We start from the raw sequence: 19,465 nt of genomic DNA on the forward strand, positions 1-19,465 counted from the left end.
GGCAGTGCGGCTTTTTTGCTATTCAGAGTAACGCTTTCTTATTCCGGGGATAAAAGTCGATATGGTTCAGACTTTTAATGCATAGATATTGTCCACATACTCAATCAGGATGATAATAAATATTAACTAAATTGTTAAAAGTATGAACGTCATGGACTCGACCTATACCATCATCATTGCTGATGACCACCCTCTCTTTCGCAACGCCCTGTTTCAGTCAGTTCATATGGCGATCAGTGGTGCGAACCTGCTTGAGGCCGATTCTCTCGATGCCTTACTGACTCTGCTAAAGAAAGAAGGCGAGCCGGATCTATTACTGCTCGATCTGAAAATGCCGGGCGCCAATGGCATGTCAGGCTTAATTCAACTGCGCGCTGAATACCCAGATCTACCGATTGTGGTGGTTTCTGCCAGTGAAGATGCCAGCGTGGTCACTCAGGTGAAGAGCCACGGTGCGTTTGGCTTTATTCCTAAGTCGAGTGATATGCGTGAGTTGGTGAGTGCACTGAATCAAGTGCTGAATGGCGACCCGTTCTTCCCTGAAGGGCTTATCACCAATAATGCAGCGTGTAGCGACCTTGCAGAAAAGATTTCCACACTGACGCCTCAGCAATACAAGGTATTAGGGATGCTTTCTGACGGCTTGCTTAACAAGCAAATCGCGTATGAATTGAATGTTTCGGAAGCGACCATCAAAGCACATATGACGGCCATCTTCCGTAAACTGGATGTGAAAAATCGTACTCAAGCGGTTATCTTGCTACAAGAAGTCCACAATTAAGCTTCACTGATATCCTCTTCTAAAGTCGTCTTAGGTAAACATAAACCCAACCTGACGACTTTATGATCATCTATCTCTGCAACCACCCAAGTGATGTCATGCCACTCAAAGCTATCACCCAATACAGAGTGTGCGCCAAGCTCTTGAGCAACCAATTGTTTTAGCGTCATTTCTCGCTCTTCTTCCGAGCCAAGTTCAATACCATAACAATCACTCACTGCCGCAACTGATAGCTCAACATCCAAGAAGAAGTCACCAAAGAATCGTGCCGCCTCTTCTGCTAGAGGCGCCTCACTGAACAACGAACTTAAGCTGTCCAAATCTTTGTCTTGACCAAGCACACATAAGATATCGTTCGCCTCTAACACGGTGCTGCCTGATGGGTGAAGCATGGCATCTTGTCGAAACACTGCCGCAATGCGCGTCCCTTCTGGCATAGATAAGCGTTTAAGCGGCTCGCCGACACACCACTTCTCGTCTTTCAATTTGTAAACAAACATCTCCCACTCACTGGTCGGATAAATCTCCATGCCGGTACGAGAAATTGGGGTTGGTGTCGGTGGTAAGGTCACCTGAGCCAACCTCGCAACTTTCATCAAGCTGCCGCCTTGAACAATCAGCGACACCATAACCACGAAGAACGCGATGTTGAAGTAAAGCTGAGCATTAGGCAGGCCAGCCATCATCGGGAACACCGCCAGAATGATCGGTACCGCGCCGCGTAGACCGACCCAAGAAACAAACCAACGTTCCTTGGTGGTAAAGCTTCTGAACGGCAGCAAACCCAACCAAACCGACAGCGGACGAGCAAACAAAATCATACCGAAGGCCAGTGCCAGCGCAGGCAGAGCAATGTCCATCAACGTTGATGGCGTCACCAATAAACCCAATACCAAGAACATCACGATCTGGCTTAGCCACGTCATGCCATCAAGAACATTAAGAATCGAGTGTCGCGAGCGCGTCGGACGATTACCAATGAACAAGCCCACTAGGTAAATCGATAAGATGCCGCTGCCGCCAAGCATGTTAGAGAACGCAAACAGAGCCACGCCCCCACTGAGTACCAGAATGGAATAAAGGCCATCAGCCAATTGTACTCGATTGATTAAGCTCCATAGAACCCAGCCGCCGCCAATACCAACAAGAGTACCGATACCAAACTGCATCGCAAAACTTTGCAGTAGGAAGTTCATCCCCATCTCAGCGTCAGGGTTACCTAACAGCGCAATTAAGGTCACCGTCAGGAAGACCGCCATTGGGTCGTTAGTGCCCGATTCGATCTCTAGGGTTGAACCAACACGCTCATTGAGACTCTGTCCTTTCAGCAAAGAGAATACCGCTGCCGCATCGGTTGAACCAACAATCGCCCCGACCAAGATGCCCTGCATTAATGACAAGTCAAACAGCCAAGCCGCCATTAATCCGGTTAAGGTTGCTGTACATGCGACACCTATCGTCGCCAGCGAGAGCGAAGGCCAGAAAGCGACCTTGAAGCTCGCCACCTTGGTTCGCATACCGCCATCCAACAGAATCACGGCAAGCGCAAGGTTACTCACCAAGTAGGTCAGTGAGTAATCATCGAAATGAATATTACCGGGTCCATCTTCACCCGCTAACATACCAACGAACAAAAAGATCAAAAGAATAGGAACGCCCAATCGAGAGGACACTTGTGAGAAAAGCACGCTGATGGCGATGAGTACGGCACCAGTCAAGAATAAGTGGTTAATGGTTATTGCGTCCAATTCGTTCCCCCAAAGAATAAAACTCAAGATATAAGCATGTTGATCTTCTGCCGTTTAGCAAGGCACGGTCGGTGAAAGTGCCGTTGTTACTATAACAAACTTATGTTTCGCTTCGTGTCATAAGCAGGGCTAAATACCGTTTCTCGGTCATTTAGTTGTTAAATTTTATGACTCGCAGTCTAATTCATCCCTTTTTGTTAGACCTTTGGCTAATTTAACAACATTGTAACATCACATTTTTCTATGGTTATGTCTCCTAGCTCCCATATTTCAGTACATTAGCGCTAATACCATCCCGACTAAAGTTGCACAGATCCCTTGACTTATCCTTGCTACATTCTAAATCGTAACATTACGTTAACACGCTATTTTACAAAACGGTTTCACAAAAACAGTTTCTACGAAAACGGAATAAAGGAGAAGGCAATGGCGTTCGAATCTACGGAACATGCTCAAGCCTACTGGAAGGAAAACTTGGGAATTATGGGAACACTGCTCGCGGTCTGGTTTGCGGTGTCTTACGGCGCTGGCATCTTATTTGTGGATGCCCTCAATACCGTTCAGTTTGGCGGGTTCAAGCTAGGATTTTGGTTCGCTCAGCAAGGTTCGATATACACCTTCGTGGCGCTGATATTTATTTACGTTGTCCGCATGAATGCGCTCGACAAAAAATACAACGTACAGGAAGACTAGAGGCTAGAACATGGATATTCAAACTTGGACGTTTATTCTCGTCGGTATTACTTTCGCGGTATATATCGGCATCGCAATCTGGGCTCGTGCAGGGTCTACTAGTGAGTTCTACGTTGCTGGCGGTGGTGTACACCCAGTAGCAAACGGCATGGCGACCGCCGCTGACTGGATGTCGGCAGCATCATTCATCTCAATGGCAGGTATCATCTCATTCGTTGGTTACGACGGTGCGGTTTACCTAATGGGTTGGACAGGTGGTTATGTACTACTTGCGCTATGTTTAGCACCTTACCTACGTAAGTTCGGTCAGTTTACGGTTCCTGATTTCATCGGTGAGCGTTACTACTCGAAAACGGCACGTATGGTAGCGGTATTCTGTGCAATCTTCGTATCGTTTACGTACGTTGCAGGCCAGATGCGTGGTGTGGGCGTTGTATTCTCTCGTTTCCTAGAAGTTGATATTAACCTAGGCATCATCATTGGTATGGGTATTGTGTTCTTCTACGCAGTACTAGGTGGCATGAAAGGCATCACTTATACGCAGGTAGCTCAATTCTGTGTCCTCATTTTCGCCTTCCTTGTTCCAGCAATCTTTACCTCAATCATGATGACAGGTAACCCACTTCCACAAGTTGGTATGGGCTCTACGCTATCAGGCACAGATGTTTACCTTCTTGATAAACTGGATGGACTGACCGAAGAACTCGGATTTACCGCCTATACCGAAGGTAACAAGAGCATGGTAGATGTATTCTTCATCTGTGCGGCTCTAATGGTCGGTACTGCGGGTCTTCCACACGTAATCATTCGTTTCTTCACGGTACCAAAAGTACGTGATGCTCGTATCTCAGCGGGTTGGGCACTACTGTTCATCTCATTGCTATACACAACAGCACCAGGCGTTGCAGCATTCGCTCGTGTAAACATGATCGAAACAATCAACGGCCCTGACATGCAAGGTGTCGCTGCAGCGGACGCACCAAGCTGGTATAAAAACTGGGAAAGCACTGGCCTAGTAGGTTGGGAAGATAAGAACGGCGATGGCAAAATGTTCTACTCGGGCGATGAGCGCAACGAGATGAAGATTAACCGTGACATCATCGTACTAGCTTCTCCAGAGCTAGCGAAACTACCAAACTGGGTTGTAGCACTGCTTGCAGCCGGTGGCCTAGCAGCCGCACTATCAACAGCCGCGGGTCTACTATTGGTCATCTCAACGTCGATTTCACATGACTTGTTGAAGAAAGGCTTCAGACCAAACATGACCGACAAGCAGGAGCTGTTAGCCGCTCGTCTGGCAGCCATGGTCGCGATTGTCGGTGCCGGTTACTTAGGTATTAACCCACCAGGCTTTGTAGCACAGGTAGTAGCGTTTGCCTTCGGCTTAGCCGCAGCATCCTTCTTCCCAGCGATTATCCTAGGTATCTTCTACAAGAAGATGAACAAGGAAGGCGCAATTGCAGGTATGTTGTCAGGTATTGCCTTCACAGCAAGCTACATCATCTACTTCAAGTTCATTAACCCAGCAGCAAGCACACCTGAAAACTGGTGGTTTGGTATCAGCCCAGAAGGCATCGGTACGCTAGGTATGTGTCTAAACTTCGTAGTATCGATTGCTGTAAACAAAGTAACTGCTGAAGTACCACAAGATGTACAAGATATGGTTGAGAACATCCGTTACCCGAAAGGTGCAGGTGAAGCTCACGACCACTAAGCACGACCATTAAACAAAGATGTTTAGCAAAAAATGAATCAGTACTTACATTGTAGGGATTAGGTACTGACTCCAGAAAGCCGATACTTCGTGTATCGGCTTTTTCTTTTTCTGCTCACTTTATAAAAAGATAAACAAAGGGTTGTTTTTAAAATTTTATTTGATAATAATTATCATTAACATCTAATAAAGAGATGCAGATGATGATGAAAGAGCAGCAGGTTCTCTATTCGAGATTTTACAAAGCACAGGATCGCTTTGCTTCATTAGAACAAGTTCAAGGCCATGAGCCGTTTGTAATTCGAGAGTATATCGAGTGTGCACTGACGCTTTCGGCTTACTATGAAAAGCATGCCGCTCAAGAAAACATCTTGTTGTGCGAGCTGTATCTACGCCAAGTTTTCTTTCATTTGATTGAAGCGATTGAGTCTCCTCAGCGCAGTTTCGCCTTTCGTCATATCTGCCTAGACTCTATTCACTCACCACTATTTTATTTGAAGCGCCACTACTGCCAGCAACCTCAAGGCCAAGCGCGTTTTTTGAATCTCAGCGAAACACTACAACAAGTCCAAGCCCCACTTGGCTAACAAGGATAGAACATGACCCTACAATTTCGGATTGAAAAAGACAGCATGGGCGAAGTGAAAGTCCCTGCCGATGCGCTATACCAAGCACAAACTCAGCGTGCAGCGGATAACTTCGCGTTTAGCTCTCACAAGATGCCGACCAGTTTTATTCAAGCACTGGCGTTAATTAAACAGGCAGCGGCAGATACCAATGCTCAGTTAGGTCTACTGGAAGGTGATATTGCCAACGCGATAGCCGAAGCCAGCCAAGAGATCATTGAGGGTAAACACCTCGATCAATTCCCTATCGATGTCTACCAAACCGGTTCAGGTACCAGTTCCAACATGAATGCCAATGAAGTGATTGCTACGCTTGCCTCAAGAAGCTTGCAAGGCGACGTGAACCCCAATGATCACGTCAACATGGGCCAAAGCAGTAACGATGTGGTGCCAACCGCAATTCAAGTGAGCGTTGCTTTGATGGCTGAAAATAAGCTATTACCTGCATTAACTCACCTTTCTGAAGCACTCACTATCAAGCAACAGGAACTTGCAGAGGTCGTGAAGACCGGCCGCACTCATCTAATGGATGCGATGCCAATGACCTTTGCTCAAGAGCTTGGTGGTTGGAAGTTCCAGATAGAACACGCTAAGCAAGCAATAGAGAACACCCTGCCCGCTATCAAGGCTTTAGCACAAGGTGGTACTGCGGTTGGAACAGGGATCAATGCTGACCCACGCTTTGCCGATAAGTTTGCGAGTAACCTGTCTCAATCGACAAAGATCAGTTTTAGCTCGAGTGAAAACTTCTTTTTTAACCTCAGCAGTCAAGACGCGATCGTTGCGCTGTCAGGTCAGCTCAAAACGGCAGCAGTTGCGATCATGAAGATCTCAAACGATCTTCGCTGGATGAACTCTGGGCCGTTGGCTGGCTTAGGGGAAATTGAATTACAGGCTCTACAACCAGGCTCATCGATCATGCCTGGCAAGGTAAATCCTGTGATTCCAGAAGCTGCAGCTATGGCGGCGGCGCAAGTCATTGGCAACGACACCACCATTACCGTAGCCGGACAATCAGGTAACTTCCAACTTAATGTGATGCTGCCAGTGATTGCTCATAACGTGTTGGAAAGTATTGAGTTATTGGCTAATAGCTCTGTCGCATTGGCAGATAAAGCCATCGCGACCTTCACGGTACGCCAAGACAATCTCGATTTGGCACTGTCAAAGAACCCAATCCTAGTGACCGCACTTAACCCTGTGATTGGCTACTTGAAGGCGGCTGATATTGCCAAGAAAGCTTACAAAGAAGGCTTACCAATTCTGGATGTCGCAGAAAGAGAAACCGATCTTAGCCGAGAAGAGCTCAGTAAACTGCTTGATCCAACCACACTGACACAAGGTGGCATTGCTGGTTAGTTATTAAATTAACAAGCGAATCGGCGTTCGCAAAAAAAACAGAGACAAAAAAGGCCTCATCTGAGGCCTTTTCACTATCCGCTCACGAACGTACTAATCCGAGCCTGTTAACCCAAACTAGCTCACTCGATTCAAGACCGCTCTTAACTTAAGTGGCTTCACTGGCTTGGCAATAAAGCGAAAGCTGTTGGCCTTTATCGCTGCCAACATGTCATCGGTTCTATCGGCACTAATGATGACCCCTTCAAAAGAGTCTCCGAGGCGCAAGCGACACTGCTGCAGGACTTCGAGACCCGTTCTGCCATTATCTAAACGGTAATCAGAGAAAATCACATCAGGTAGCCAACCCTCATCTAGGCACTGCAAGCTTTCGACCAAATCAACCGCCGTCTTAACCTCACAGCCCCAACGTCCGATCAGGTTTTCCATACCGACTAAGATTTCTCGTTCATTATCGACACACAATATCTTGAGATGTTCGATGTCGCTGGTCGCCATTGGCGTCGAAGCTTGCACAACTGGAGCCACTTTTTCCGCTCTAGCTAAGGTGATGGAAAAGACACTGCCTTGCCCCGGCCATGAGCGCATCGAAATTTGATGGCCAAGCACATGAGCAATACCTTTCGAGATAGCCAGCCCTAACCCCAATCCTTGATCGGCTCGTACTTGGCTGCCACGAGTAAACTCTTCAAAGATTTCTTGTTGCTTGTCTTCATCGATACCGGTTCCATTATCCCACACATCAATTCGAACCTGTCCATTCACTCTTCTCGCACCCAGTACCACTTTCCCTTCCGGGTTATAGCGGAACGCATTGGTCAAAAAGTTCTGAATCACACGCCTCAACAGCTTAGGGTCTGAATGAATGAACAATGACGACGGAATCATCTTAAACTCAATTTTCTGTTGTCTCGCTAGAGCGCTAAATTCCGCGTTCAAATTGGTTAATACGTCATGCACGGCAATCGCGTGAATGTTGGTTTCTAACTTTCCGGACTCCAATCGAGAGATATCCAGCAAGTCACCAATCAAATCTTCTGCGGCGCCAAGTGCACTCTCGATGTGAGATGACAATTGCTTCACCTCTTGCTCTTTTGCCACCTCAGACAGTGACGAAGCAAATAGACGTGCGGCATTGAGCGGCTGCATCAAATCGTGGCTTACCGCGGCTAGAAAACGACTCTTAGATTGTGATTCTTGATCCGAAATCTGCGTGGCTTTTACCAAGCGATGGTTCAGTTTTTCGAGTTCTTGAGTTCGCTCATGCACTCTCGATTCCAAACTTTCGTTGGCATCTTTTAGCGCTTGCTCTGCTTGTCGGAATACCGTGATGTCGGTAAAGCTCATCACAAAGCCACCACTTGGCATCGGGTTACCTTGCACTTCAATCACTCGACCATCAGGACGAATGCGAGAAGAGGTATGTCGAGTGCCTTGCTCCAAATGATAAACACGGCGACGCACATGATCTTCAGGGTCACCCGGACCACACAAACCTTGCTGAGCATTATGGCGAATCACATCGGAGATCGGCCTGCCCACTTGTATCAAACCAGCAGGGAACTCAAACAATTCTAGATAGCGCTGATTCCACGCCACCAGCCTCATTTGTTTGTCGATTACTGCGATGCCTTGGCCAATATGTTCAATCGCGCCTTGCAGTAAACCACGGCTGAAGTCGTACAGTTCCGAAGCTTCATCCACGATGGTCGCGACTTCTTCAAGCTGCATGTTTCTTCCCTGTAAAGCGGAAGTAAGTACTAACTTAGCAGACGAAGCACCGAATACTCCGGCGAGCACGCGCTCTGCGTGTCGAATCAGACTTGCAGGCGCTTGTTGATTAGGAAGCAGCGGCTGACCGTGTTGTTGCCAATAGCTGTGTAAGGCACTTTTGGCACGCTTACGGCCTACAAAACGCGACGCCAGCATCTCTAATTCAGCGACCGTCACTCGGTTCTGGTAAAGGCTGATATTCTCGTTTTCAGGCAGCGGCGTGCCAACAAATGCTGCTGATTGTAAGCGCTCACTTAGGCTTGGGCGAGTCGTCATCGAAACCACGGCATAGCACAAGGTATTAAGTACAATACTCAGCACAATGCCCCAGTTTGAACTGCTGATATTCCAGCTACTGAGCAGTTCTGGCGGCGTGATAATCCACAGTAAAAGGTTACTTTCACTGTCGCCAGCCAACATGCTGGTTTGGCTCATCAAGGTAATCAGCCAAATCAACGAGCCCACCATTAAGCCGACATACACGCCCTTGCGGTTACCCGGGCGCCAGTACAAACCACCAATAAGTGCTGGCGCGAATTGAGCAATCGCAGCAAAGGAAAGAAAGCCAATCGCTGACAGTGAATGGATGGTATCGAGCGCCTGATAAAACAGCCAAGCACCCAGTAACAGCAGTAAAATTAGCCCGCGGCGAATCACCAATAGCAGGCCAGAAAAGTGTCGATGGGTTCTTTGAGTTAGGCGCATACGGCGCAGTAACAATGGCATCACTAAATCATTCGACACCATGATCGCCAAGGCGATGGTCGACACTATCACCATGCCACTTGCCGCAGACGTACCACCAAGGAAAGCCAGCAAGGCAATGTGATTAGCGCCTTCTGACATTGGCACACTGATCACATAGGTATCCGCTGGCATACCAGTAAGTAGTCCTTGTCCTGCCCAAGCAATTGGCAGCACGAACAGTCCCATCAAAATCAGGTAAAGCGGAAACAACCAACGAGCGGTATGCAGGTCTTGAGGACGTTCGTTCTCTACCACCATGGTATGGAACTGGCGTGGCAGACAGACAATCGCCAACATGGTCAAAACGGTATGAATAATTAAGGTCGGAATATTGGGTGATTCGTAGGTGGAAGCCGCCACATCAAGCAAGTCGATCTTGTCGCTGCTCATCGCCAGATACATGATGAATAGGCCAACGATCAGGAATGCCGCGAGCTTAACGATGGATTCAAACGCCACCGCCATCATCATGCCACGGTGATGCTCTGTGTTATCAATGTGTCTTGTACCAAACAGCATGGTGAAAATAGCCAAAGCACCGACCACAAACCAAGACACATGATAGTCCTGATAACCGAAGTCAGCCGCTAGGTTGGGTGCAACAATATCCAACCCCATGGTAATACCACGCAGTTGCAGAGCAATATAAGGAAGGATACCAACCACGGCGATAACCGTCACCGCCACCGCTAAGCCCTGAGATTTTCCATAACGAGCCGCGATAAAGTCGGCAATGGAGGTGATATGTTCCCGCTTCGCAATCAGGATCAGCCGCGCCAAGATCCGCCAGCCTAGTGTAAAGACTAGAATCGGGGCGAGGTAAATGGGTAAAAAAGACCAAGGGTTGTTACTCGCCTGCCCGACCGTTCCATAGAAGGTCCAAGAGGTACAATACACGGCAATCGAAAGGCTATAGATCCACGGGCGCCAACGCGATAGCCAACGAACCTGCCTGTCTCCATACCAAGCGATCAGAAATAACACGCCCAAGTAGGCTAAAGAGACTGGAATTACTATCCATCCTTGCATTGAAAACCCTTTTTTCATCCATAAAAAAACCTCTCCATAAGGGAGAGGTTTCATTTAACTAAGGATGGGTGATTAACTCAATCGCATCGCTTAAATTCTGTGCTTTAGACTCTAATTATCAGCATTTGCTGTGAGATTCTGACTGTTCCGAATCTGATTGATTAATCTCAACCACTGAACTTCTTTCATCCAACTTAATGAACAGAGCAAGTGCACCCATAGCAGCCATGCCCCAGAAGATATTTGCGCCCCAAAGCTCATAACCCCAACCACTTAAGGTGGTCATCAGTGCAATAAAGGCACCTAATGGAATCGCGTTATACAGGGCTTGTAGCGCAACCATCTTGTTTTGTTCTTCAGATTGGATGTATTGAATCGCGGCGATGTGTGCCATGGCAAAGGTCACACCGTGCAGCAACTGCACCATCACCAGTGCAAAAATCGCCGTGGTTGATGCGGTTATACCCCAACGCGCCATCACCCCAATAGCCGCGACGACAAACAAAGTACGCAGTGACCAGCCTGAGAATAATCGCTTACTCAGAGCAAATACGGCCACTTCAGCAACAACACCTAAACTCCACAAATAACCGATGATAGCTTCTGAGTGACCCGCTTCTTTCCAATAAATCGCACTAAAACTGTAGTAAGCCGCATGACTACCTTGCAGCAGCGCCATCAAGGCTAAAAACTTTACCACTGACGACTCACGCAGCAGTTCACCTAGTTTTGGTCGCGCCGCTTGTTGCTCAGATTGTGTTACTGGCATCACATTGGGGTTTCTCATCGCAAGAATCAATGACAGCAACACACCGGCAAGCGCAGTATACAAAATCATGTCAGTGCCGAATTGTGCCACCAAATAGCCAACAACCGTTGAACCTGCGATAAAGGCAATTGATCCCCAAAGACGAGTTCGGCCGTAGTCGAGCATTTTCAAACGACTGTAATGGTTAGCCATCGCATCAGAAAGAGGAATGATCGGCCCACAACAGAGGTTAAACAGTACCGTTGCCAACAACATCAGTATAAAGCTGCCACCGGTGAAGAAGTGGAAACCGACAAACAGCAGCGCAGCGAAACTCAAACAGCGTAGCGCTGGCATCAAGTGTTCCACTTTATGGATACGCGGCGTAATCACTAAGTTGGCCACACAACGAGTCGCAAAGCCGATACCAATCAATACGCCAATATCACCAGCAGACACGCCTTGGTCTTCAAACCACAACGCCCAAAATGGCAAATACACGCCATACGCAAAAAAGAAACCAAGAAAATACTGAGAGATCCAGCCATAGGGTGAAGGGCTAAACATAAATGACCTATAAAGTGTGCGGAAAAAGGCAGCACCAATTATGCCTATCTCGCATACGATGAAAAAGGGAATTATTACTGGGATAGTATTCCCATATTCAATGGGTCTGGATATCGCATTTCAACAAGAGATTTCACGCTCATCAATACTCATACTCGCATTTAGACTAAAGTCGTCTGGAGCTTCGCTGGTATTTTGTCAGACTGATTAAAGACTCCCATTTCTTCTTGTGATGCTTATGCCTGACAAATTTAATATGCAGCACCCGCCCTTCGATAGCCTGTCCGACGCCGAACAGTTGAAGCTTCGCTCTTCATTAGACGTGGTGTATTACCGCTCTCAAGAAGTGATACTGGAAGCTGAAAGGCCGAGCCGACACCTGCATATTTTGATCAAAGGAGCTGTTGAAGAGCGCGCGAGCAGTGATGGTGAGATTTACGCACACTATGCCAATGACGATATTTTTGATGTCCGCAGCCAGTTTGAACCCCACACCAAACACCAATATATCGCACTCGAAGATACATTAAGTTATCTGCTGCCCACCGATATTTTTCTTGAGCTTTACCACGCCAATGGCCAATTCGCTGCCTACTTTGATAGCAACCTATCAACACGAAAAGCTTTGATAGAAGCCGCCCAGCAGCAACAGAATCTTGCCGAGTTTATATTAACCAAAGTGGATGACTCTATCTATCACCCACCACTGATACTTGAACCAAACCAACCGATCAACCAAGTCACTCAAACCCTTAAAGAACAAGGGTTAGACTCGGCCCTAGTCCATTTGGAACATAATGATCCAAAAGCTTTTGGATCATCATGTTCCTTGCCGTATGGAATCGTCACTCGAACCAATTTATTGCATGCTGTGATGCTCGATAATTTCACACTGGATGCGCCTGTCGGTGAGATCGCAACGTTTCCGGTGATGCACGTGAACCAAGGCGATTTCTTATTTAACGCCATGATTACCATGACCAGAAATCGAGTAAAAAGGTTGATGGTTTGTGATGGTAAAAATGCGGTCGGCATGGTGGATATGACACAGATTCTCAGTGCATTCTCCACACACTCCCACGTTCTTACTTTGCGTATTGCGCGCGCCACCAGCGTTGAAGAATTGGCAATGGCATCCAACAAACAACGTCAACTGGTCGAGAGCTTGCTCAGTAATGGGATTCGCACACGCTTTATCATGGAGCTGATTTCTGCGGTCAACGAACAGATCATAGAGAAGGCTTTTGAGTTGGTGATCCCACCTGCACTGCATAATCATTGCTGCCTAATCGTGTTGGGTTCTGAGGGGCGTGGAGAGCAAATTCTCAAAACCGATCAAGACAACGCTCTGATTATTCAAGATGGTTTGGAATGGCATCAATGCCAAAGTGCCATGAACGACCTCACCCATACCCTTCAACAATTGGGTTACCCACTGTGCCCGGGCAACGTAATGGTCAACAATCCGAAATGGGTGCATTCAGAACAAGAGTGGAAACAAACCCTCACCCATTGGGTAAAAAAAGCCACGCCAGACACCGTGATGGATATCGCGATCATGGCAGATGCACACGCAGTAGCGGGGAATAGAGAGTTATTAAAACCTGTAAAGCAGCACCTCAGTGATTTAATGCTCGGACAAGAATTGATTCTGACGGAGTTCTGCCGCCCGGCGCTGAACTTCTCAGTTCCCCTGACCCTGTTTGGTAATGTGAAGCAATCTAAGTCCGGACTCGATATCAAACAAGGCGGTATTTTCCCTATCGTGCATGGTGTGAGAGCGCTTTGCCTAGAACATGGTGTCACGGTCAACAACACCTTCGAACGCATTGAGCAGCTGGTCAGCAAGAAAGTATTAGAGCAAAGTACTGCCGATAATCTCAGTGAAGCACTCAAGCAATTCTTTAAGTGGCGCTTAGCCCAAAGGCTTTCTCAGCAGCACAGCAGCAACAAGATTAACGTCAAACTGATGGAACGAGCAGACAGGGATCTGCTTCGTCATAGCCTGCACGTGGTGAAGAAATTCAAGCAATGGCTCGGCTACCACTATCAGATACGGGATTAGGCATTGAACGATGAATAGGTTGGTTCGCTATTACTGGCATCACAAGCTCAAAGGCTCCCTCTATCAGCCTCTGTTTACCGCGCCTATTGATCATGAATATGTATCGCTCGATTGTGAAACCACCAGCCTAGATCCCAATCAGGCAGAATTAGTTACCATTGCCGCGACCAAGATCATCGGTAACCGAATCATTACCAGCCAACCTTTTGAAGTCCGGTTGCGCGCCCCCCAATCGCTCGATTGCAATTCAATAAAAATCCACCGTATCCGTCATCAAGATCTAAAGCACGGCATCGAAGAAAAACAGGCTTTAATCGAGCTACTGAACTTCATTGGAAATCGTCCTTTAGTCGGCTATCACATCCGCTATGATAAAAAAATTCTCGACCGCGCCTGTTTAAAACAGCTTGGATTTCCACTGCCTAACCGATTAGTCGAAGTGAGCCAACTCTATCAAGACAAACTCGAAAGACAGCTGCCCAATGCCTATTTTGATCTCAGTATGGACGCCATCTGTCGCCAACTCGATTTACCTATCCCGGTCAATAAACATGATGCATTACAAGACGCTATCTCCGCTGCGCTGATCTTTGTGCGCCTGAAACATGGTGACCTTCCCCGTTTCAACTCTTCTTATTCTTAATTCAACCACTGGCGCTTCACATAGAGAGCAACATCTCAAAATTGAACTTAACTCGCTATTTTGTAAGTGAAAAGCAGCGTCTCATCCTAAAGTCTAATTGTGGAAATCGCCGTCCTAGCCGAGAGTGATAACACAAAGACGGTTCTGTAATAGACCTAGAAACTGAACACAAAGGAAGTTGCCAGTTCATTAGGAATGTAGGCACAAGGAGAGATGCAATGAGTGAAGCCCACGTTTATCCGGTAAAAGAAAATATTAAATCAACCACACACGCGGATAATGACACTTACCTAGCCATGTACCAGCAATCTGTTTCTGACCCTGAAGGCTTTTGGGGTGAACACGGAAAAATCGTTGATTGGATCAAACCTTTCACACAAGTAAAAAACACCTCTTTCGACCCTGGCCACATTGATATTCGCTGGTTTGAAGATGGCACGCTTAACGTTTCGGCTAACTGTATCGACCGCCACCTTGCTGAGCGCGGTGATGAAGTCGCTATCATCTGGGAAGGCGATGACCCGGCAGATGATAAAACTCTAACTTTTAATGAACTGCATAAAGAAGTGTGCCTGTTTTCGAATGCTCTAAAAGAGCAAGGCGTGCGCAAAGGTGATGTGGTTTGTTTATACATGCCAATGGTGCCAGAAGCGGCAGTAGCCATGCTGGCGTGTACCCGTATCGGTGCGGTTCACACAGTCGTATTTGGTGGTTTCTCACCAGAAGCACTGTCTGGTCGTATTATCGATTCAAATTCTAAAGTCGTTATCACTGCCGATGAAGGCGTGCGTGGCGGCCGTGCTGTTCCACTGAAAAAGAATGTCGATGAAGCACTGACGAACCCTGAAGTGAAAAACATCGAGAAGGTTGTTGTATTCAAACGCACTGGCGGTGATGTGGCATGGCACGAACATCGCGATGTGTGGTGGCACGATGCTATTGCTAATGTATCTGCAGATTGCCCACCAGAAGAGATGAACGCAGAAGATCCACTATTCATCCTTTATACGTCAGGCTCAACAGGTAAACCTAAAGGCGTTATGCACACCACAGGTGGCTACCTTGTTTATGCTGCGATGACCTTCAAATACGTATTCGATTACCAAGAAGGCGAGACTTTCTGGTGTACAGCCGATGTGGGTTGGATTACCGGTCACACATATCTTGTTTACGGACCGCTTGCTAATGGCGCAAAAACGATTCTGTTTGAAGGCGTGCCAAATTACCCGAACACCAGCCGCATGAGCGAAGTGGTCGATAAGCACCAAGTTAATATTCTTTATACGGCGCCAACGGCTATTCGTGCATTGATGGCGAAAGGCAATGAAGCCGTTGAAGGTACTTCTCGTGACAGCCTAAGAATCATGGGATCAGTGGGTGAACCTATCAACCCAGAGGCGTGGGAGTGGTACTACAAAACAATCGGTAATGAGCAATCTCCAATTGTTGATACATGGTGGCAAACAGAAACGGGCGGTATCTTGATTGCACCGCTACCAGGCGCAACAGACCTGAAACCGGGCTCTGCAACTCGTCCATTCTTCGGTGTGCAACCGGCACTGGTTGATAACATGGGTAACATCATTGAGGGTGCAACAGACGGCAACCTAGTGATTCTTGACTCTTGGCCAGGCCAAATGCGTACCGTTCATGGCGATCATGACCGCTTCGAACAGACTTACTTCTCGACCTTTAAAGGCATGTACTTCACCAGTGACGGCGCTCGTCGTGATGAAGACGGTTACTACTGGATTACGGGGCGTGTCGATGATGTACTTAACGTATCAGGTCACCGTATGGGTACTGCTGAGATTGAATCGGCTCTAGTCGCGTTCGATAAGATTGCAGAAGCCGCGATTGTGGGCATCCCTCATGATATTAAAGGCCAAGCGATTTACGCTTACATCACGCTGAATGATGGTGAGTTCCCAACCGCAGAGCTTCATAAAGAAGTAAAAGACTGGGTACGTAAAGAGATTGGCCCAATTGCAACGCCAGATGTACTGCACTGGACCGACTCTCTACCAAAAACTCGTTCGGGTAAAATAATGCGTCGTATCCTGCGTAAAATCGCGACTGGCGATACAGGTAACCTAGGTGATACCTCGACACTGGCCGACCCAAGTGTGGTTGATAAGCTGATTGCCGAGAAAGCAGAACTGGCATAAACAACCAGTCACAGCAGCTAATCACTGTTTAAAACCGCACTTTCTAAACCGTCACCTATGTGGCGGTTTTTTTTATGGCTGATCTTGATCTCAAATATCCCGCCCCAAATTAAGGCTAAGACGCTTTTTTGTTAAGTTGGTAACAATTCCAAGCTGTATCAATAGGAGATTAGACCAGTAAATTGCTGCGATTTGCGCTGAATTAGCTATAATCTGGTTCTAATTTTTAAATTTGGGTTTTTCTCACTGGAAATTAACCGCAAATTTTCAATAAAATGGCAACATTCACGTTCGTAAACACGATAAAGGAAGATAGCCCCACGATGTCTACAAAGTTTCGCATTCTAGTTTTAAATGGCCCAAACCTTAACCTGTTAGGCCTTAGAGAGCCCGCACACTACGGTTCTCAAACACTTGACCAGATTATTAGCTCACTGACCGAGCAAGCGAAAGCACACGATGTTGAGCTATCTCACTTACAGTCAAATCGTGAGTACGAACTGATTGAAGCTATCCATAGTGCTTATCAAAATGTTGATTTTATTATTATCAACCCAGCAGCCTTTACACATACCAGTGTGGCACTGCGTGATGCACTACTTGGCGTTGCCATACCATTTATTGAGGTTCATCTATCGAATGTTCACGCGCGTGAACCATTCCGTCACCACTCTTACCTATCTGATAAAGCAGAAGGTGTGATTTGTGGCTTAGGTGCCCAAGGTTATCAATTTGCTTTGACCGCTGCGCTCAGCAAGCTCAACTCAAAGTAAACATAAACAACGAACTATTACTAACCTACTCAGTCATAGAGTAAGTTCAATTAACAGATAAAGAGAAAGAAACAATGGATATTCGCAAAATCAAAAAGCTAATCGAATTGGTTGAAGAGTCTGGTATTTCTGAGCTAGAAATCTCTGAAGGTGAAGAGTCAGTACGAATCAGTCGTAACAGCACTGCACCTGTAGCACCTGTTCAATATGCAGCTGCACCTGTAGCACCTGTAGCGGCAGCAGCTCCTGCGGCGGCACCTGTAGCAGCAGAAGCAGCAGCTCCTGCAGTTCCAGCTGGTCACCAAGTTCTTTCTCCAATGGTTGGTACTTTCTACGGCGCTCCAAGCCCAGACGCAAAACCATTCGTTAAAGTTGGTCAATCTGTAACTGCTGGCGAAACGCTATGTATCGTTGAAGCAATGAAAATGATGAACCAAATCGAAGCTGATAAATCTGGTGTTGTAACAGCTATCCTAGTTGAAGACGGTCAACCAGTAGAATTCGACCAAGCTCTAGTAATTATCGAATAATAGAGAGCACTCATTATGTTAGATAAATTAGTAATCGCGAACCGTGGTGAGATTGCACTACGTATTCTGCGTGCATGTAAAGAGCTTGGCATTAAAACGGTAGCGGTTCACTCAACTGCTGACCGTGACCTTAAGCACGTACTGCTTGCAGACGAAACCATTTGTATCGGTCCAGCTCGTGGTATCGATAGCTACCTAAACATCCCTCGTATCATCAGCGCAGCTGAAGTTACAGGTGCAGTAGCTGTTCACCCTGGCTACGGCTTCCTATCTGAAAATGCAGACTTTGCAGAACAGGTAGAGCGCAGTGGCTTTATCTTCGTTGGCCCTAAAGCTGAAACCATTCGCATGATGGGTGACAAAGTGTCAGCTATCACGTCAATGAAGAAAGCTGGCGTACCTTGTGTACCAGGTTCTGACGGCCCTCTTGACGACGACGAAGCAAAAAACAAAGCGCACGCTAAACGCATTGGCTTCCCAGTTATCATCAAGGCATCTGGCGGCGGCGGCGGTCGTGGTATGCGTGTTGTTCGTTCTGAAGCAGAATTAACAGAAGCTATCGCGATGACTCGTGCTGAAGCAAAAGCATGTTTCAACAACGACATGGTTTACATGGAGAAATTCCTAGAAAACCCACGTCACATTGAAGTACAAGTGCTTGCAGATGGCCAAGGTAATGCTATCCACCTAGGTGAGCGTGACTGTTCAATGCAACGTCGTCACCAGAAAGTTGTGGAAGAAGCGCCAGCTCCAGGTATCACTGAAGAGATGCGTAAGTACATTGGCGAACGTTGTACTCGTGCATGTATTGAGATCGGTTACCGCGGTGCAGGTACATTTGAATTCCTATACGAGAACGGTGAATTCTACTTCATCGAAATGAACACTCGTATCCAGGTTGAACACACGATTACTGAAATGGTAACGGGTATCGACCTAGTGAAAGAACAGCTACGTATTGCAGCTGGTCAGCCTCTATCATTCACTCAGGATGACATTAAGCTGCGTGGCCACTCAATCGAATGTCGTATCAATGCTGAAGATCCAGTTCGTTTCCTACCTTCACCAGGTAAGATTGAACGTTTCCACGCACCAGGCGGCATGGGCGTACGTTGGGAATCTCACATCTACACGGGTTACACAGTGCCACCACACTACGATTCAATGATTGGTAAGCTGATCACTTACGGTGAGAACCGTGATGTTGCTATCGCTCGTATGAAGAACGCATTGGGTGAAATGATTGTTGAAGGTATTAACGTTAATACTGAGCTTCAACTGTCTATTATGAACGACGAAAACTTCCAACACGGTGGTGCAAACATCCACTACCTTGAGAAGAAACTTGGTTTGTCATAATCCGTTCGTTTAAGAACAGTCAAAATGCTCACTTCGGTGAGCATTTTTGTTTTTGAACCGCCGAAAAAATCAATCTTTAATCCCCATTATATTCCGTGGGGTTTTGGTGAATTTGCTCATATTTTCTGCTAGACTCGCCATC

At 46.9% G+C, this 19,465-nt stretch carries 14 protein-coding genes; 11 read left to right on the top strand and 3 right to left on the bottom strand.

The genetic code is table 11. The annotated features are described in order from the left end of the window. Nucleotides 1-151 precede the first annotated feature (151 nt). A complete protein-coding gene (locus AB4585_RS14530; RefSeq protein WP_017062717.1) occupies nt 152-781 on the top strand; it encodes a response regulator transcription factor in 630 nt (209 codons plus the stop codon). On the opposite strand, the gene AB4585_RS14535 is transcribed toward AB4585_RS14530, so the two are convergent. Further along, nucleotides 778-2,529, bottom strand: coding sequence for a potassium/proton antiporter (locus tag AB4585_RS14535; RefSeq protein ID WP_372170105.1), 1,752 nt, complete (start codon nt 2,527-2,529; stop codon nt 778-780). The two genes, AB4585_RS14530 and AB4585_RS14535, sit on opposite strands and share 4 nt — an antisense overlap. Nucleotides 2,530-2,955: 426 nt before the next feature. On the opposite strand from AB4585_RS14535, the gene AB4585_RS14540 reads away from it, so the two are divergent. From AB4585_RS14540 to AB4585_RS14555, 4 genes are all read left to right on the top strand, one after another. After that, nucleotides 2,956-3,222, top strand: a complete 267-nt coding sequence (locus AB4585_RS14540) for a DUF4212 domain-containing protein (protein WP_010435433.1) — start codon at nt 2,956-2,958, stop codon at nt 3,220-3,222. Nucleotides 3,223-3,232: 10 nt separating this feature from the next. After that, entirely contained in the window at nt 3,233-4,936 is a 1,704-nt protein-coding gene (locus AB4585_RS14545; protein ID WP_017062715.1) for a sodium:solute symporter family protein, read from the top strand. A gap of 200 nt (nt 4,937-5,136) precedes the next feature. Next, nucleotides 5,137-5,523: a hypothetical protein gene (locus tag AB4585_RS14550; protein ID WP_372170107.1), complete on the top strand. Its 387-nt coding sequence runs from the start codon at nt 5,137-5,139 to the stop codon at nt 5,521-5,523. Between the two features lie 12 nt (nt 5,524-5,535). Then, nucleotides 5,536-6,921, top strand: coding sequence for a lyase family protein (locus AB4585_RS14555; protein ID WP_017063661.1), 1,386 nt, complete (start codon nt 5,536-5,538; stop codon nt 6,919-6,921). A gap of 117 nt (nt 6,922-7,038) precedes the next feature. On the opposite strand, the gene AB4585_RS14560 is transcribed toward AB4585_RS14555, so the two are convergent. Both AB4585_RS14560 and AB4585_RS14565 read right to left on the bottom strand, forming a co-directional pair. Beyond that, nucleotides 7,039-10,470, bottom strand: coding sequence for a PAS domain-containing hybrid sensor histidine kinase/response regulator (locus tag AB4585_RS14560; protein WP_032545914.1), 3,432 nt, complete (start codon nt 10,468-10,470; stop codon nt 7,039-7,041). Between the two features lie 118 nt (nt 10,471-10,588). Beyond that, nucleotides 10,589-11,785, bottom strand: a complete 1,197-nt coding sequence (locus AB4585_RS14565; RefSeq protein WP_017062710.1) for a 3-phenylpropionate MFS transporter — start codon at nt 11,783-11,785, stop codon at nt 10,589-10,591. Nucleotides 11,786-12,017: 232 nt separating this feature from the next. Between AB4585_RS14565 and AB4585_RS14570 the strand changes: the two genes are divergently transcribed. From AB4585_RS14570 to accC, 6 genes are all read left to right on the top strand, one after another. Beyond that, entirely contained in the window at nt 12,018-13,850 is a 1,833-nt protein-coding gene (locus AB4585_RS14570) for a DUF294 nucleotidyltransferase-like domain-containing protein (RefSeq protein WP_017071170.1), read from the top strand. A gap of 10 nt (nt 13,851-13,860) precedes the next feature. Continuing rightward, the gene (locus AB4585_RS14575) at nt 13,861-14,493 is read left to right on the top strand and encodes a 3'-5' exonuclease (RefSeq protein ID WP_017062708.1); all 633 of its coding nucleotides are present in this window, start codon (nt 13,861-13,863) and stop codon (nt 14,491-14,493) included. A gap of 218 nt (nt 14,494-14,711) precedes the next feature. Beyond that, on the top strand, nt 14,712-16,661 hold the full coding sequence (gene acs / locus AB4585_RS14580) for an acetate--CoA ligase (RefSeq protein WP_009844693.1): 1,950 nt from the start codon (nt 14,712-14,714) through the stop codon (nt 16,659-16,661). Nucleotides 16,662-16,984: 323 nt separating this feature from the next. Further along, nucleotides 16,985-17,434 (top strand): type II 3-dehydroquinate dehydratase, encoded by a 450-nt coding sequence (aroQ, locus tag AB4585_RS14585; RefSeq protein ID WP_010435475.1) that lies wholly within the window; start codon nt 16,985-16,987, stop codon nt 17,432-17,434. Nucleotides 17,435-17,508: 74 nt separating this feature from the next. Next, entirely contained in the window at nt 17,509-17,964 is a 456-nt protein-coding gene (gene accB / locus AB4585_RS14590) for an acetyl-CoA carboxylase biotin carboxyl carrier protein (protein ID WP_372170111.1), read from the top strand. Nucleotides 17,965-17,979: 15 nt separating this feature from the next. Beyond that, nucleotides 17,980-19,323: an acetyl-CoA carboxylase biotin carboxylase subunit gene (gene accC / locus AB4585_RS14595; RefSeq protein WP_017062706.1), complete on the top strand. Its 1,344-nt coding sequence runs from the start codon at nt 17,980-17,982 to the stop codon at nt 19,321-19,323. The last annotated feature ends 142 nt before the right edge of the window (nt 19,324-19,465 follow it).

It is taken from the genome of Vibrio sp. 10N.222.49.C9, assembly GCF_041474985.1.
Classification (GTDB): Bacteria; Pseudomonadota; Gammaproteobacteria; order Enterobacterales; family Vibrionaceae; genus Vibrio; species Vibrio crassostreae_C.

What these genes read in the sequence shown, in the direction of transcription:
- acs (WP_009844693.1), top strand. Translation starts at nt 14,712, where the DNA reads ATGAGTGAAGCCCACGTTTATCCGGTAAAAGAAAATATTAAATCAACC.
- accB (WP_372170111.1), top strand. Translation starts at nt 17,509, where the DNA reads ATGGATATTCGCAAAATCAAAAAGCTAATCGAATTGGTTGAAGAGTCT.
- aroQ (WP_010435475.1), top strand. Translation starts at nt 16,985, where the DNA reads ATGTCTACAAAGTTTCGCATTCTAGTTTTAAATGGCCCAAACCTTAAC.
- AB4585_RS14565 (WP_017062710.1), bottom strand. Translation starts at nt 11,785, where the DNA reads ATGTTTAGCCCTTCACCCTATGGCTGGATCTCTCAGTATTTTCTTGGT.
- AB4585_RS14570 (WP_017071170.1), top strand. Translation starts at nt 12,018, where the DNA reads ATGCTTATGCCTGACAAATTTAATATGCAGCACCCGCCCTTCGATAGC.
- AB4585_RS14550 (WP_372170107.1), top strand. Translation starts at nt 5,137, where the DNA reads ATGATGATGAAAGAGCAGCAGGTTCTCTATTCGAGATTTTACAAAGCA.
- AB4585_RS14530 (WP_017062717.1), top strand. Translation starts at nt 152, where the DNA reads ATGGACTCGACCTATACCATCATCATTGCTGATGACCACCCTCTCTTT.
- accC (WP_017062706.1), top strand. Translation starts at nt 17,980, where the DNA reads ATGTTAGATAAATTAGTAATCGCGAACCGTGGTGAGATTGCACTACGT.
- AB4585_RS14555 (WP_017063661.1), top strand. Translation starts at nt 5,536, where the DNA reads ATGACCCTACAATTTCGGATTGAAAAAGACAGCATGGGCGAAGTGAAA.
- AB4585_RS14560 (WP_032545914.1), bottom strand. Translation starts at nt 10,470, where the DNA reads ATGCAAGGATGGATAGTAATTCCAGTCTCTTTAGCCTACTTGGGCGTG.
- AB4585_RS14575 (WP_017062708.1), top strand. Translation starts at nt 13,861, where the DNA reads ATGAATAGGTTGGTTCGCTATTACTGGCATCACAAGCTCAAAGGCTCC.
- AB4585_RS14545 (WP_017062715.1), top strand. Translation starts at nt 3,233, where the DNA reads ATGGATATTCAAACTTGGACGTTTATTCTCGTCGGTATTACTTTCGCG.
- AB4585_RS14540 (WP_010435433.1), top strand. Translation starts at nt 2,956, where the DNA reads ATGGCGTTCGAATCTACGGAACATGCTCAAGCCTACTGGAAGGAAAAC.